This is a genomic window from Winogradskyella sp. R77965 (assembly GCF_044594915.1).
Classification (GTDB): Bacteria; Bacteroidota; Bacteroidia; order Flavobacteriales; family Flavobacteriaceae; genus Winogradskyella.
The window spans coordinates 2,440,368-2,455,760 of the sequence record NZ_CP138990.1 but is presented as its reverse complement, the minus strand read 5'-3'; the positions used below and the strand labels follow the sequence as shown (position 1 = coordinate 2,455,760).

Sequence of the window (15,393 nt, the reverse complement as noted above, 5' to 3'; positions counted from 1 at the left end):
TATGAAAAATTAGACCTTTACAACTTCAATCGTGTCATTTATATAAACAATTATTTTATCAGTAACTTTTAAATTCATCTGATTTAAAATAGCTTCATAATCATTAAGTTGTGTATTGTGATAATTTTCAGAATCACCAGTTTTATAATCAATGATTACCACTTCATTTTTAGAATTTACGTTTATGCGGTCTGGACGGAAGAACTGACCAGAACTGGTAACTATATCACGTTCATTATAAACCTTGAAGCTCTCTTCAAAATATAGCTTTAATTGTGGATGCTCTACTACTTTTAAAACCAGAGTTTTTAAGTCGTCGACATTATCTTTGGTAATATCTCCAGAAACTAACAAATCGTTAAAAGCAAAGTCAATATCCTGACGGGTTTTTATTTTAGACAATACTAAATGTACTAAATTCCCACGTTCTATAGCTTCTTCTTGATGGGTGTCCCAGAGCAGTCCTGCTTTGGTAATAATACTTAGATTATGATCTTCTTTCGGTACTGAAATAAATTTTAAGGAATCTGAAATTTCTTCTTTAACTGAAATTTTTTCATTAACTGAAATTTTTTCATTGAGCTTTTGTGTGCCAAAACTATATACTAATTGATTTTCTAGCCATTTACCTTGCTGTTGCAAGAAAGAAATTAAAAAACCAGCATATGTTTTTTCATTTACTAGACCCTTAGAGCTAATATCTTTTTTTGAAATGACATATAATTGTTCAATAGCTCTTGTGAACACAACATATAGCAAGTTGATATTATCTAACTCTAGCTGCGATTGATGTTCTAGATATAAGTGATTACCAATATCTCCAAACTGCTCCATATCCTTACTAAAATTAAGAAGTAAAGTATCAAAACCGCTGTGGTCTTCCTTTTTTACTGGAAACCAAATTTTTGGCTCTAGTTCTTTGTAAATGTTAAGATCTGCAAACGGAAATATAACTACCGGAAATTCTAAGCCTTTAGCTTTATGGATAGTCATAATATTAATGGCATTAGCATCATTTGGCGAAACAACACTTAATTTATCTTTTTTCTTTCCGAAATAATCTATAAAACTCCCTAAATCAGAATTTTGTTTTTGTGTAAATTCCAAAACTACATCCATGTAAAACTGAAGGTAAGCATCAGAATTTTCATTTAAATTAAAAGCCCTTATGATTTGTTCCACAAGTTCATATAGTGGTAGTTGAAGAAGCTCATCTTTATTAACGAAAACGTTCAATGGCTTCAATCCCTCAAACATATCATCTAGATTTTTCTTTAGGTAGGTAGTAAAAAATTGATGTTTGTCATCAATTTGATGTTGCTCCGCAATAAATGAAAGAAATTCAACTTTGAGACTATCGTTATTAGGCTGAAGGACTAGTTTTAATAATGAATCAATAAAAATAACTTTCTCAGAATTTTTAAGCAGAAGTGTTTCAGATGATGTTATGTTAATACCATTCTCACTTAAGTGATTTGCAACAGCCTCACCTTCTTTTCGCCTTCTCACCAAAACACAAATATCATCTAAAGAAAAACCATCGCTTAAGCACTGATTTATAGTTTCTAATACTTGTGAAACGTATAATTCTGTAGCATCATCATCTTTTTGAATATCTAAAAAATTGAGACTAACATAACCATCAGATTCGTTATTAGTTTTTTGTCTTGCTTTTCTGAAGAGTTCCGCATAGTTCGAATTACTAAAATGGTGCGTGCTTAAAAATTCAAAAAACGAATTATTAAAGGAGATAATTTCTTTAGCACTTCTGTAATTGGTTTCTAATGAAAGTACATCTGCCTCAATCTGAAACGGATTTTCGGTTTTATTATAGAGATGTATAAATTGCTCAGCCTCACCACCTCGCCATCTATAAATGGCTTGTTTAGCGTCACCAACTAACATGGTAGAGCCATTGGCTGCTGAGAGCGCATTGTCTAGTAAAGGGATTAAGTTCTCCCATTGCATTTTTGAAGTATCCTGAAACTCATCAATAAAATAATGTTTAAATTTTTCACCCAATCGCTCATAAATAAAAGGTGTGGGTTGATCTTTTATTTCATTACTTATAATTTTATTAAATTCTGAAATAAGCATTTTATTTTGCTCTTCTTTTAGAGTATTTAACTCATTCTGAATTGCGTTTAAAACGGATAGCGGAGTGATATTTTTATAGGCGGATTTTAAGAACTTAATCTTAAAAACATAATCTTTAGAAGTATTAAAAGCCGAAACAATCTCTGGCTGAATAGCATTCAAAATCTGTTTAATTTCTTCGGTTGTGGAGGTTTTGGGATACAGAGGTTTACTTTCTAAGTTAATTATCCAAGAGGTGCTGAAATTAATATCGAAATTAAGTTGCTGTAGTTTTAAAAAATAATTGGGCAGATAGGCTTTTTTACCACCAGAAAAATCGCTGTTTTCCAAACCAGCTTCTTCAATTAATCTTAAGGTAGAATTTGCTAAAGACTTTATGGCTTGTTCGTTCTCTGAAATCTGTTTTAATAATTGTTCTTTTAAAGTACTAAAATCTTGAAGCGTCTTGCCTTTTAACTTTTCAATTTCCTTGAGGTCATTTTCATTAACTAAGAGTTTTGCAATTTTATTAAAGTCATAACTAATATCCCAGCTCTTATCGTCATCTGCTTTTTCTATAGCAAAATCGACTAAAATTTTGGTTAATGTTTTATCACTTCCTGCTTTTGCGATAAGACTATCTACAGCTTCATTTAATAGACGTTCCTGATCAAGTTCAACTTCAAAATTTACAGGTAGTTTTAGATCGTGAGCAAAGGTTCTTATGACTCTGTGCGTAAAGCCATCAATAGTAGAAATATCGAAGGCACCATAATTATGAATTATATGCTTAAGAATATGTTTTGATTTATTACTAAGAACTTCAGGCTGAATCGATAATTCTTCACATATCACCTTAAACATCGGATGAGGATGAGCTAAATTTTTTTCATCCGAAAAAGATTTTAGCATCTCCAATATGCGCTCTTTCATTTCACCAACCGCTTTGTTGGTAAATGTTATGGCCAAAATGTATTTAAACTGGTCATAGTTCTTAGACCCAATCAGTATTTTTAGATATGCTTTTGCTAACGTGAACGTTTTTCCGCTACCTGCAGAGGCATTATATATTTTATAGTCTGAGTTTTGCAAAAGATAAATTTTATACCAAAATAGGGAATCTTAATAATTAATTAAGTAAATCTTGTTTTCAAAATTGTAAATTTGTTAAAATTGAAACATTAACACTTAAAACACAAAATATTATGGCTTTTGAATTACCAAAATTAAAATATGCTTATGATGCTTTAGAACCAAATATTGATGCTCGTACAATGGAGATTCATCATTCTAAGCATCATAACGGCTATACAACAAAACTTAATGCAGCAATAGAAGGAACAGATTTAGCAGGAAAGTCAATAGAAGACATTCTTAAAAATCTTGATATGAATAACAAAGGAGTAAGAAATAATGGAGGTGGATTTTATAACCACTCATTGTTTTGGGATGTCATGAATCCTGAAGATAGAGGATATCTTTCTGGGGAACTAAAAGATGCTATTGAAGCAGAATTTGGATCAAAAGATGCTTTTATTGAAGCTTTTAGTAAAGCTGCTGCTACACAATTTGGTTCTGGTTGGGCTTGGCTTTGTGTACACAAAGGAGGAAAAGTTGAAGTATGTTCTACTCCAAACCAAGATAATCCATTAATGCCAGGCGTAACATGCGGCGGAACGCCAATACTAGGTTTAGATGTTTGGGAGCATGCCTATTATTTAAACTATCAAAACAGAAGACCAGATTATATTGAAGCGTTTTTTAATGTCATTAACTGGAATGAAGTTGAAAGAAGATATGCTGAAGCCAAGTAATTTGGCATTTACCTAAGCGTAAAGTGCTGAATTTATCTCAGCAACTTTAATTTCAGGTATTGTTATAATATAAAAAAATCCGAGTCTTTTAGAAGCTCGGATTTTTTTATGCTTTGTTGAAATATTTTAAAATATTGCGTTTCTCGTTTTTTTTAATTGGGTATGAAAAAGGGCGAACAGACGTTCACCCTTTTTGCCCCAAATCTACCATAAACTTAACCTACTTATGTTATGGTGAGTCAAATATAAGTTGACATTATTTTAACCAGTCAATTTTTTGGACAAACGACCTATATATTAGTCTAACAGTGGAAAATACTGCGATTACGATTTAATAAGAGTGAAAACGGATTCTAAATTGAACTACTTACTTAAAGTAAAACTTTAATTAGACCAATAAAAAAAGGTGAACTAAGTTCACCTTTTTTTGCCCCAAATCTACCATGAACTTAACCTACTTATGTTATGGTGAGACCAATGTAAATGTTATTTGTTAAATCAATACATATATTGGACGAAATGCATATTTCTAGGATTAAATACACATTTTTTCGGATTAAACGCTATTTTGGGGTGATATTTAGTAGGCGCGCTCCTTGTTTCCTTCGTAAAAGTTAATAAAGGCTCTGTTTACAACTCTATTGCCACCAGCTGTTGGATAATTACCAGTAAAATACCAATCCCCTAAGTTTTTAGGACAAGCCTTGTGAAGATTTTTAACAGGTTGAAAAATTATTTTTACCTCAGCATTAACGTCTTCGTCACTCAGTAATTCTGAAATTTTATCAGAAATTTGTTCGTCTGTAAAATTACTGTAAACCTCTTTTACATAATTAACAACACTTTTATCATTCAAATCTATTTGAGTAATGCACTTTTTATAAACCTCTTCTATTATATGATATTGATCGTTGTCTTTTAGTAATGCTAATGCTGCTCTAAAGGCTATTAAACTTTCAAGATTCGCCATGTCTATTCCATAACAATCAGGATAACGTATTTGCGGCGCAGAAGAGACTACAACTATTTTCTTTGGGTTTAGCCTATCCATCATTTTAATGATACTCTTCTTAAGCGTAGTTCCTCTTACAATGCTGTCATCAATAATAACTAAATTGTCAGTTGACTTTATAACTCCGTAGGTAACATCATAAACGTGAGCAACCAGATCATCTCTACTACTATCTTCAGTAATAAAGGTTCTTAGCTTAACATCTTTAATGGCTATCTTTTCAATTCTTGGTCGTTCAGATAAAATCTGTTTTACTTTTTCAGCAGATAATTCCCTTTGACCATTAAGAATAGCATTGGTTTTCTTTTGGTTGAGATGTTCTTCAACTGTATCTATCATACCAAAGAATGATGTTTCTGCCGTATTTGGGATGAATGAGAAAACTGTGTTTTCAGTATCATTGTCTATAGCTTCAAGAACTTTTGGCATTAATAAGCGACCAAGCTCTTTACGCTCTTTATAAATTTCGGCATCACTACCTCTTGAAAAGTATATGCGTTCAAAAGAACAGGCTTTACGTTCTAAAGGTTCTAATATTTTTTTTATTGAAGTTGAACCCGACTTTTTAGTAATGATAGCATGTCCTGGATCTAACTCTTTTACAGCTTCGAAGGGTACATCAAATACAGTTTGTATCACAGGTCGTTCTGAAGCTACAACAACAACCTCATCATCTTTATAATAATAAGCTGGTCTAATACCTGCAGGATCTCTCAAGACAAATGAATCTCCATGACCTAACAAACCAGCCATGGCATAACCTCCATCCCAATTTTTTGCGGCACGTTTTAAAATTTTAGCAACTTTTAAGCGCTCGGCAATAAGCGGAGAACATTCATTTTTATTGTAGCCTTCTTTTTTAAGATCTTTATATATTTTAGAAACAGCATCATCTAAAAAGTGACCAATTTTTTCCATTACTGTAATGGTATCCGCTTTTTCTTTTGGATGCTGACCGATCTCTATAAGGTTATTAAAAAGCTCATTAACATTCGTCATATTAAAGTTTCCTGCGACAATAAGATTTCTGTGTTGCCAGTTGTTTTGTCTTAAAAACGGATGTACACTTTCTACACTGTTTTTACCAAATGTTCCATAGCGAACATGACCTAATAACAATTCTCCTATATAAGGAATGTTCTTTTTCTGTAGATCCACGTTATCTTGGTATTGTGGATTCTGGGTCAACTCTTCATTAATACGCTCGTTGATTTGAGCAAAAATATCTTGAATAGGTTGTTGAGCAATCGAACGTACTCGACTGATATAACGCTCACCTGGTTGGGTATTCAACTTAATACTTGCAAAACCAGCTCCGTCTTGTCCACGGTTGTGCTGTTTTTCCATCATTAAATACATTTTATTGACACCATAAAATGCACTTCCGTATTTTTCCTTGTAATATTCTAATGGTTTTAGAAGTCTAATAAGTGCAATACCACACTCATGTTTTAAAGCATCACTCATGTTATGTAATAAAAAAACGCGCTCAATTTTGAGCGCGTTGGATTTAGGTTAATTCTATATCAAATTGCGTTAGACTCTTAAACTGGTCTAAGCGTTTATAAATTTCTTTATCAGTTAAATTTTGCATGCGTTCAGTACCAAATTTTTCTACACAGAAAGATGCTAATGTAGAACCATAGATTACTGCAGTCTTCATGTTTTCAAAAGAGAAATCACCAGTCTTTGCTAAATAACCGGCAAACCCACCAGCGAAAGTATCGCCTGCACCAGTTGGATCAAAGACCTCTTCTAAAGGTAAAGCTGGTGCATAGAACACATTATCGTCGTGAAATAACAATGCTCCGTGTTCTCCTTTTTTAATGACCACATATTTTGGACCCATATCGTGAATCTTTCTTGCTGCAACAACTAATGAATATTCACCAGTTAGTTGTCTAGCTTCTTCGTCATTAATAGTAATCACATCAATATGCTTAATAGTATTGTGTAAATCTTCTAAGGCACAATCCATCCAAAAATTCATAGTGTCTAAAATGACCAGCTTAGGTTTTTTAGACATTTGGTTTAAAACACTCATTTGGGTTAGAGGATGTAAGTTTCCTAACATTACAACCTCTGCATCTTTATAACTTTCAGGAACTACAGGTTCAAAATCTGCAAGTACATTTAATTCTGTAGCTAAGGTGTCGCGAGAGTTCATGTCGTTGTGATACTTACCACTCCAAAAGAAGGTTTTGCCATCTTTTACAATTTCAATACCTGAAACATCAATATTTCTATCAGACATTAAATCTAAATAGTCTTGAGGAAAGTCTCCACCAACAACAGAAACAACTGCTGAATCTACATTAAAGTTTGAAGCTGCCAAACCAATAAAAGTACCTGCACCACCAAGAATTTTGTCGGTTTTACCAAAAGGAGTTTCAATAGCATCAAAAGCTACAGTACCAACAATCACTAATTTACTCATTTCCTAAGTTTGAATTAAGGTGCAAAAGTACATAAAATATATTCCTTTTGAAATAGAGATTTTCGCCTTTAAATAGATACTATTTTCTTCCAAAATCTGCAGGAATTTCTCCCCAAGCCTTGGTTTCCCATTTTACAATAGTAGTAGAATACTCGTTGGTCTTTAACCATTGTATTGCACGATCTACCAAATCATAAACAGGTTTGTTTTTATCGTTGCGTTCTAATTTAGAATTGCAAGTCTTTTTTCTTACCCAGCTCATTGCCGTTTTAGAGTCTGTGTACATAATACGATCACTTTTATGCTGTTTTAAAAAAGCTAAGCCATGCACCAATGCTAAGAATTCACCAATATTATTTGTCCCTTGCTCAAAAGGGCCTTGTATGAAAAGCTGCTTTTTAGTTTTTGTATCCACACCTCTATATTCCATTTTACCCGGATTTCCGCTTGACGCTGCATCAACTGATATCGAGTTGTAATTGGGTTGACCAATTTTTTTAAGTTGAGTCTCAGAAAGCTCACTTTTAAAGGATTTAGACTTTCCTATATAATCTTTATAGTTTCCTTTCAGTGCTTTTTTTGCAGCTTCAAAAGTTGAAAACGATTTGTACTGTGCTCCGTCAAAACCTTTTATTTGAGCTTTGCAGTCATCCCAAGATTCAAAGACACCTGTATGATGTCCTTTCCAAACGGTGTAATATTTTTTCTTTTTTTTACTCATTTAATAATTGGTTGACAACCTTCGGAAAATACTCCATCTCCAATAAATGAATCTTCCTAGCAACATCTTCGGCAGAATCCGTTGTTAAAACATCGCATTTCGCCTGAAAAATAATAGCTCCTTCATCATAATTCTCATTTACATAATGAATGGAAATTCCAGTTTCAGTTTCTTTATTGGCAACTACAGCTTCATGGACATGCATACCATACATACCTTTTCCACCATATTTGGGTAACAAAGCAGGATGAATATTTATAACTTTGTTTTCAAATTCTTTTAGTATAAACTCAGGGAATTTCCATAAAAAACCAGCTAATACAATAAGGTCTGGCTGTGAAGCTTTTAAAATATTTAGAACATCTTCTGACTTTGAAAAAGCTGTTCTGTTGAAAGATAATGCGCTAACATTCAGTTTCTTGCAACGATCCAACACTTTGGCATGAGGATTGTTAGTTAGTACCTGAATAACAGACGCATTATCGCTGTTGTGAAAAAACTTAATTAAATTTTCAGCATTACTCCCACTTCCGGACGCAAAAATTACCACACGTTTCATTTACAAGCTATCAATGTTATATTATTCAAACAAAAAAAAGAATAATAATTAACAATTAGGGCAAAACCAAAAGACTTATATTTATTTTTAGTAATTTAAAAGCACATTTTATCGGTAAAGGTGATTATTAAAATAAAGTTTTTTATTTTTGCCATCTAATTAAAACTTAAAATTAAAAAATTATGTCAGACATTGCATCACGAGTAAAAGCGATTATCGTAGATAAGTTAGGTGTTGATGAAAACGAAGTTGTAACTGAAGCTAGCTTCACTAACGATTTAGGAGCGGATTCATTAGATACTGTTGAATTAATAATGGAATTTGAAAAAGAATTCGACATTCAAATACCAGACGATCAAGCTGAGAACATTGCAACAGTTGGTCAAGCTATTTCTTACATAGAAGAAGCAAAATAAGAACTTTATTTTTATGGAATTAAAGCGAGTCGTAGTTACTGGTTTAGGTGCACTTACACCAATTGGCAATACCAAAGATGAATATTGGAATGGTCTTGTTAATGGAAAAAGTGGTGCGGCACCAATAACACATTTTGATGCTGAAAAGTTCAAAACGCAATTCGCTTGTGAAATAAAAAATTTTGAAGTTACTGACTTTATTGATAGAAAGTTAGCACGACAGATGGATAAGTTTTCGCAGTACGCAATGGTAGCTTCTGATGAAGCAATTGCAGACTCAAAACTAGATCTAGATGCTATAAACAAATTGAGAGTTGGAGTCATTTGGGGAGCTGGTATCGGTGGATTAGAAACATTTCAAGAAGAAGTGTTAAACTTTGCTGCTGGTGATGGTACACCTCGATTTAATCCACGTTTCATTCCGAAAATGATTGCTGATATAGCACCAGGAAACATATCTATTAAATATGGTTTCATGGGCCCTAATTACACAACAGTTTCTGCTTGTGCCTCTTCTGCAAATTCAATGATTGATGCTCTAAATACGATTCGTTTAGGACATTGTGATGTTGTAATTACAGGTGGAAGTGAAGCCGCAGTAACTATTGCTGGTATGGGCGGTTTTAATGCCATGCATGCTATGAGTACTCGAAACGAGAGTCCACAAACAGCTTCCAGACCATTTGATGCCAACCGAGATGGTTTTGTATTAGGTGAAGGAGCAGGTTCTATTGTTTTAGAAGAGTATGAGCACGCAAAAGCAAGAGGAGCTAAAATCTACGCAGAAGTTGTAGGTGGAGGTTTATCTTCTGATGCATATCACATGACGGCACCGCATCCTGAAGGGATAGGTGTTATCGCAGTAATGAAAAATTGTTTAGAAAATGCTGGTTTAAATCCCGAAGATGTAGATCATATTAATACACACGGCACATCCACGCCATTGGGCGATGTTGCAGAATTAAAAGCTATATCTGAAGTATTTGGAAGTCATGCTAAAAACATAAATATTAATTCGACAAAGTCTATGACAGGTCATTTGTTGGGAGCTGCTGGCGCTATTGAAGCTATTGCTTCTATATTAGCGATGGAGCATGGTATTGTACCACCTACAATAAACCACGAAACGGTTGACGAAAACATAGATCCAGAATTAAATTTAACACTCAATAAAGCTCAGAAACGAGATATTAAAGTCGCAATGAGTAATACATTTGGATTTGGCGGACACAACGCTTGTGTATTATTTAAAAAATTAGATTAAATCCCGAATGAGTATCATTCGTAACATATTGAAAAATTCCCGTTCTGAAGAAGACGGGAATTTTTTTTTAAAACTCAAAGATATCCTTGGGTTTAAACCAAAATCGAGGTCCCTTTACTTAAAGGCATTTACTCATCGTTCTATGAATATAAGGGACAAAAAAGGGAATGCCATTAACTATGAGCGCTTAGAATTTGTTGGTGATGCCATGCTAAGCTCAGTTATCGCGGCATATCTATTCGAAAAAGTACCACATGGTGATGAAGGCTATCTCACTAAAATGCGTTCTAAAGTAGTGAGCAGAGAACATCTCAACGAATTAGGAAAAGATTTAAGTCTTATTGATTTAGTGCAGAGTAGAATTTCGAAATCTAATTTTGGAAATAATATTCATGGTAATCTTTTTGAGGCTTTAGTTGGTGCTATTTATTTGGATAAAGGCTATAAAACTTGTGAAAAATTTATTTACAAACGTGTTATTAATCCTTATGTAGATATAGAAACTTTAGAGGGTAGAGTCATTAGCTATAAAAGTTTGCTCATAGAGTGGTGTCAGAAAGAAAAGAATACCTTTGATTATGAAGTCTACGAAGATACAGGTAAAGATGAATTAAAACACTTTTCTGTTAAACTCAGTATTAACGAAAAGGTAGTATCTAAAGCTAGAGCGACTTCAAAAAAGAAAGCCGAAGAAAAAGCCTCAAAACGTGCATTTTTTGCGTTTCAAAATCAAATTACCAAACTCATTTAATCTGTATTATTTAGTTACACTCTACGATAACGTTTTCGTAAATATTAAGGGTTAAGAATAACCTAATCTTAATAAAACTCAGCTTTAATTATACTATATTTACCATTCAAAGTTGTAATTATATGGCTTTACACAAACTTCTGGTAGATGATTTTTATGATGACACCTACAAACTCATTGCTATTCATTGTGGGCTAGAAGATTATCGTTTGGCCTATTTACTTAATAAGAATTTAGACTTAAACCTAAAGCGTAAAGCAGAAGATTTAGATTTCAAATATTTAAAATCCTCGTACAGTATTTTTGAATGGGAAAACGAATTGGAATATGTGAGATGGAATTTAATTTCCAATGTTTGTAAAAAAGAGGAAGATGGTTTGTACAGCACAGGAACCTTATTTGAAACTAATGAAAAAGTGCTTAAAACGTTCAACCTAATTTCAGAATACAAAAACGTGGATTATTTCATTAAGATCTCAGATGAAATTAAGAATGTAAGTGAACGACTAATTTTGAATAAATTACATTCTATTCCACAAATCATTACAAGTTACACGGTAGATCCGTTAAAAATAAAATCGAAAGATCATTTAATTTTCTAATTGATGTCAAATAAAAAAACAAAAATAGTAGCCACTTTAGGTCCAGCAACAAGCACAAAAGAAGTTTTAAAAGCTATGCTAGATGAAGGAGCCAATGTATTTAGAATCAACTTTTCGCATGCCGATTATAAAGACGTTGAAGAACGTATAAAAATGATTAGAGAACTCAACGAAGAGTTTGGATATAATGCTTCTATTTTAGGCGATTTACAAGGCCCTAAGTTACGTGTGGGGATAATGAAAGGAGAGGTCATTGTAAACGAAGGAGATGAAATTATTTTTGCTACAGGAGAACGTTTTGAAGGTACAAAGGATCGCGTTTATATGACCTATGATAATTTTCCGCAAGACGCTAAACCAGGTGAACGCATTTTATTAGATGATGGAAAATTAATTTTTGAAGTTATCTCTACAGACAAAAAAAGCGAAGTAACAGCGAAAGTGATACAAGGAGGTCCTTTAAAATCGAAGAAAGGAGTTAATTTACCAAATACGGACATTTCTCAACCGGCTTTAACTGAAAAAGATATTGACGATGCCCTTTTTGCAATATCACAAAGAGTAGATTGGATTGCCTTATCCTTTGTTAGACATGCTGAAGATTTAATGCAGCTTGAAAAACTAATCACTGAGAATAGTGATCATAAAATTCCGATCATAGCTAAGATAGAAAAGCCAGAAGCCGTTGAGAATATTGATAAAATTGTTGCCTATTGTGATGGTTTAATGGTGGCTCGTGGTGATTTAGGTGTTGAAATACCTGCAGAGGAAGTGCCTTTGATACAAAAGCAATTGGTATTAAGAGCTAAACGTGCAAGAATACCAGTAATTATTGCAACCCAAATGATGGAAACCATGATTACAAGTCTAACACCAACACGTGCTGAGGTAAACGATGTGGCAAACTCTGTAATGGATGGAGCAGATGCTGTGATGTTATCTGGAGAAACGTCTGTTGGGCAATACCCTGTGCAAGTGATTCGCCAAATGGCAAATATTATAAGAAGTGTAGAGGAATCACCATTAATTGAAGTCCCGCAATCTCCGCCACATATTAGGACGAAACGTTATATTACTAAAGCGATTTGTTACCATGCGGCAAATATGGCCAATGAGATTAATGCGAAAGCTATTTCTACGTTAACCAATAGTGGTTATACAGCGTTTCAGATTTCGGCATGGAGACCTTCTGCTCATATTTTAGTATTTACATCTAACAAGCTTATTTTAACACAGCTAAGCTTACTTTGGGGTGTTACAGCATTTTACTACGATAAATTTGTAAGTACTGATGAAACTATTGAAGATGTAAATGCTATTGCATGTAAAAAAGGCTATTTAGAGGTTGGCGATATGTTGATTAGTTTAGCGGCAATGCCAATACAATCTAAAGGTATGGTAAATACATTACGTGTTACTGAGATTGAGAGTTGTAGTTTTTAAGAGATTTCGCTAACTTTAGTAATATGAGTCCGTTTCAATGACTTGTATTAGACGTTACTGAAACAAGTTCAGCACTAGAATCGAAGTTCGTTGAAAATTTTTAGAAAGTCAAATTCATAACAACTTAAAACTCAAATTTTAACTGAACGCTAACAGATTTATTCTCCTTATCTAAAGGTTTAGATTTCTTAGGATCTGTATTTAAATTAGACAGTGAGATTCCTAATAGTCTTACTGAATTATTCATCTTATTTTGATATAGTAAATCCTTCGCAGTTTCAAGAATAATAGCCTTTTCACTCACATAATAGGGCAATGTTTTACTTCTAGTTTGCAAGGTAAAATCGCTATACTTTATTTTTAAGGTAATAGTTTTTCCTGCAACTTTACTCTTTTCTAATCTCCGGGCAACTTCTTCAGCAATATGTTCTAATTTTTCGAGCATAAAGATTTCAGAAGATAGATTTTCTCTAAATGTGCGTTCAGCAGCCAAAGATTTTCTAATGCGATTTGGCTTTACTTCACTGTTATGAATTCCGCGCACCACATGATAGTAATATCGACCGGATTTCCCGAAATTTTCATCCAAGTATTCAAGTGTTTTAGATTTTAAGTCTTTACCTGTAAAAATGCCTTTTTGATACATCTTTTCTGCTGTCACTTTACCAACACCATAAAACTTTCTAATGTCTAAATCTTCCAAAAATTTAATAACATCCTCTGGATTTATTGTTTTTTGACCATTTGGTTTGTTAATGTCACTAGCAACTTTAGCAATAAACTTATTAATTGAGATACCAGCCGATGCTCTTAGACCAATTTCATTAAAAATCCGTTGCCTAATCTCTTTGGCAATTAAAGTGGCACTAGGAAGTCCCTTTTTGTTTTCTGTTACATCTAAATAAGCTTCGTCTAAGGATAAAGGTTCAACTAGGTCTGTATAGTCATAAAAAATCTTCCTTATACCGTTAGAAATCTCTTTGTAGCGATCAAAATCCGTTCTAACAAAAATTAATTCTGGACAGAGTTTTATTGCCAAACGACCAGACATTGCACTCTTCACTCCAGATTTGCGAGCTTCATAACTGGCAGCACTAATAACACCTCTAGCGCCTCCACCACCAACAGCTATCGCTTTTCCTCTTAATTCAGGATTATCCATTTGCGCTACAGATGCATAAAACGCATCCATATCTACATGAATTATCTTTCTTATTGGTAAATCGCTAAGCATGCTGTAAATTTAGACATTAAATACCTTTTAAATATTATTGATTGTGGCTATAGAAATAGAACGTAAATTTTTAGTGAACTCCGATGCTTTTAAAAAAGAAGCAATCAATAGTTATAGTATTAAGCAAGGGTTTTTAAATAGTCATAAAAAGCGTGCTGTAAGAGTAAGGATTAAAAAAGACATAGGTTACTTAACTATTAAAGGAAAATCAACAAAAGATGGATTATCTCGTTTTGAATGGGAAAAGGAAATTTCTAAAACAGAAGCTGAAGCACTTTTAAAACTTTGCGAAAAAGGCATTATTGATAAAACACGTTACGAAGTTAAATGTGGTGACCACATCTTTGAAATTGATGAATTTTTTGGTGATAATGAAGGTTTAATTATAGCTGAAGTTGAATTGGATTCTGAAAACGAAAATTATGAAAAACCTAATTGGTTGGGTAAAGAAGTCACAGGAGACATAAAATATTACAATGCAGTATTGAGTAAACAACCTTTTAAAACTTGGAAAAAATGAAAAACTCACTCTTATTATTTATAATAACAATAGGCTTTCTATCGTGTAAAAATAATTCCAAAGATGAAACTGAATTAATAGAAAATAAAACGACTTATGAAAAGTCTAATAATGAAGCTATTAAAGAGCAATCTGCGGCAGAGCTTAAAGCTAAACTCACATCTAAAGGGTATCAGATTTTTGATTATGTAGATGAGAAAACTCAAGACACAGTGCTTATGCAACAATATTTTATAGCTTTTCTCAAAAAAGGCCCAATACGAAGTCAAAATGAAGAAGAAGCCGAAGTATTACAAAAAGAACACTTAGCGCATTTAGGAAAGATGTATGATTTAGGTTATGCAGATATTTCCGGACCTTTTGGTGACGATGGAGATATAAGAGGTATAACAATTTATAATGTACCAACTCTAGAAATGGCAGATAGCCTAGCCAATTCTGATCCTATGGTAAAGGCTGGTCGTTTGGCTATAGAAATCCATCCTTGGTGGGCAGCAAAGGGATTTCCGTTAAGATAAATTAAAAAGGCTTCTGAATTTTCAGA

14 protein-coding genes are annotated in these 15,393 nt (G+C 33.2%); 8 read left to right on the top strand and 6 right to left on the bottom strand.

Going from position 1 to position 15,393, the window contains the following annotated elements; translation table 11 throughout:
* Nucleotides 1-9: 9 nt before the first annotated feature.
* Nucleotides 10-3,168 carry a UvrD-helicase domain-containing protein gene (locus SJY34_RS10920; protein WP_400075573.1) on the bottom strand — a complete coding sequence of 1,053 codons (3,159 nt, stop codon included), beginning with the start codon at nt 3,166-3,168 and terminating at the stop codon, nt 10-12.
* 113 nt (nt 3,169-3,281) lie between these two features.
* Here SJY34_RS10920 and SJY34_RS10915 point away from each other — a divergent pair, with 113 nt between their 5' ends.
* Complete coding sequence (locus SJY34_RS10915; RefSeq protein ID WP_400075571.1) at nt 3,282-3,890, top strand: superoxide dismutase; 609 nt, start codon at nt 3,282-3,284, stop codon at nt 3,888-3,890.
* A 580-nt stretch (nt 3,891-4,470) separates the two neighbouring features.
* Here SJY34_RS10915 and SJY34_RS10910 read toward each other — a convergent pair.
* The 4 genes from SJY34_RS10910 to SJY34_RS10895 all read right to left on the bottom strand — a co-directional run bounded on the left by SJY34_RS10910 (nt 4,471) and on the right by SJY34_RS10895 (nt 8,619).
* Nucleotides 4,471-6,369, bottom strand: a complete 1,899-nt coding sequence (locus SJY34_RS10910) for an amidophosphoribosyltransferase (protein ID WP_400075569.1) — start codon at nt 6,367-6,369, stop codon at nt 4,471-4,473.
* Nucleotides 6,370-6,412: 43 nt separating this feature from the next.
* Nucleotides 6,413-7,339: a PfkB family carbohydrate kinase gene (locus SJY34_RS10905; RefSeq protein WP_400075567.1), complete on the bottom strand. Its 927-nt coding sequence runs from the start codon at nt 7,337-7,339 to the stop codon at nt 6,413-6,415.
* Between the two features lie 79 nt (nt 7,340-7,418).
* Nucleotides 7,419-8,060 carry a viroplasmin family protein gene (locus SJY34_RS10900; protein ID WP_400075565.1) on the bottom strand — a complete coding sequence of 214 codons (642 nt, stop codon included), beginning with the start codon at nt 8,058-8,060 and terminating at the stop codon, nt 7,419-7,421.
* The gene (locus SJY34_RS10895) at nt 8,053-8,619 is read right to left on the bottom strand and encodes a phosphoribosylglycinamide formyltransferase (protein ID WP_400075563.1); all 567 of its coding nucleotides are present in this window, start codon (nt 8,617-8,619) and stop codon (nt 8,053-8,055) included. The genes SJY34_RS10900 and SJY34_RS10895 overlap by 8 nt, the downstream gene beginning before the upstream one ends.
* A gap of 182 nt (nt 8,620-8,801) precedes the next feature.
* Between SJY34_RS10895 and SJY34_RS10890 the strand changes: the two genes are divergently transcribed.
* The 5 genes from SJY34_RS10890 to pyk all read left to right on the top strand — a co-directional run bounded on the left by SJY34_RS10890 (nt 8,802) and on the right by pyk (nt 13,095).
* Nucleotides 8,802-9,035 (top strand): acyl carrier protein, encoded by a 234-nt coding sequence (locus tag SJY34_RS10890; protein ID WP_008269813.1) that lies wholly within the window; start codon nt 8,802-8,804, stop codon nt 9,033-9,035.
* Nucleotides 9,036-9,048: 13 nt separating this feature from the next.
* Nucleotides 9,049-10,299, top strand: coding sequence for a beta-ketoacyl-ACP synthase II (gene fabF, locus SJY34_RS10885; RefSeq protein WP_400075562.1), 1,251 nt, complete (start codon nt 9,049-9,051; stop codon nt 10,297-10,299).
* A 7-nt stretch (nt 10,300-10,306) separates the two neighbouring features.
* The gene (gene rnc / locus SJY34_RS10880; protein ID WP_400075561.1) at nt 10,307-11,050 is read left to right on the top strand and encodes a ribonuclease III; all 744 of its coding nucleotides are present in this window, start codon (nt 10,307-10,309) and stop codon (nt 11,048-11,050) included.
* Nucleotides 11,051-11,172: 122 nt separating this feature from the next.
* A complete protein-coding gene (locus SJY34_RS10875; protein WP_400075559.1) occupies nt 11,173-11,652 on the top strand; it encodes an IPExxxVDY family protein in 480 nt (159 codons plus the stop codon).
* Nucleotides 11,653-13,095: a pyruvate kinase gene (pyk, locus tag SJY34_RS10870; protein ID WP_400075558.1), complete on the top strand. Its 1,443-nt coding sequence runs from the start codon at nt 11,653-11,655 to the stop codon at nt 13,093-13,095.
* A 124-nt stretch (nt 13,096-13,219) separates the two neighbouring features.
* Here pyk and dinB read toward each other — a convergent pair whose 3' ends face one another.
* Nucleotides 13,220-14,329, bottom strand: a complete 1,110-nt coding sequence (dinB, locus tag SJY34_RS10865) for a DNA polymerase IV (protein WP_400075556.1) — start codon at nt 14,327-14,329, stop codon at nt 13,220-13,222.
* Between the two features lie 43 nt (nt 14,330-14,372).
* On the opposite strand from dinB, the gene SJY34_RS10860 reads away from it, so the two are divergent.
* Together SJY34_RS10860 and SJY34_RS10855 are read left to right on the top strand one after the other, a co-directional pair.
* Complete coding sequence (locus tag SJY34_RS10860; protein WP_400075554.1) at nt 14,373-14,849, top strand: CYTH domain-containing protein; 477 nt, start codon at nt 14,373-14,375, stop codon at nt 14,847-14,849.
* Nucleotides 14,846-15,367 (top strand): YciI family protein, encoded by a 522-nt coding sequence (locus tag SJY34_RS10855; protein ID WP_400075552.1) that lies wholly within the window; start codon nt 14,846-14,848, stop codon nt 15,365-15,367. The genes SJY34_RS10860 and SJY34_RS10855 overlap by 4 nt, the downstream gene beginning before the upstream one ends.
* Nucleotides 15,368-15,393 lie beyond the last annotated feature (26 nt).

Coding starts and splice junctions, on each gene's coding strand:
- SJY34_RS10915 (WP_400075571.1), top strand. CDS start 3,282: ATGGCTTTTGAATTACCAAAATTAAAATATGCTTATGATGCTTTAGAA.
- SJY34_RS10910 (WP_400075569.1), bottom strand. CDS start 6,369: ATGAGTGATGCTTTAAAACATGAGTGTGGTATTGCACTTATTAGACTT.
- SJY34_RS10905 (WP_400075567.1), bottom strand. CDS start 7,339: ATGAGTAAATTAGTGATTGTTGGTACTGTAGCTTTTGATGCTATTGAA.
- SJY34_RS10900 (WP_400075565.1), bottom strand. CDS start 8,060: ATGAGTAAAAAAAAGAAAAAATATTACACCGTTTGGAAAGGACATCAT.
- SJY34_RS10895 (WP_400075563.1), bottom strand. CDS start 8,619: ATGAAACGTGTGGTAATTTTTGCGTCCGGAAGTGGGAGTAATGCTGAA.
- SJY34_RS10890 (WP_008269813.1), top strand. CDS start 8,802: ATGTCAGACATTGCATCACGAGTAAAAGCGATTATCGTAGATAAGTTA.
- fabF (WP_400075562.1), top strand. CDS start 9,049: ATGGAATTAAAGCGAGTCGTAGTTACTGGTTTAGGTGCACTTACACCA.
- rnc (WP_400075561.1), top strand. CDS start 10,307: ATGAGTATCATTCGTAACATATTGAAAAATTCCCGTTCTGAAGAAGAC.
- SJY34_RS10875 (WP_400075559.1), top strand. CDS start 11,173: ATGGCTTTACACAAACTTCTGGTAGATGATTTTTATGATGACACCTAC.
- dinB (WP_400075556.1), bottom strand. CDS start 14,329: ATGCTTAGCGATTTACCAATAAGAAAGATAATTCATGTAGATATGGAT.
- SJY34_RS10855 (WP_400075552.1), top strand. CDS start 14,846: ATGAAAAACTCACTCTTATTATTTATAATAACAATAGGCTTTCTATCG.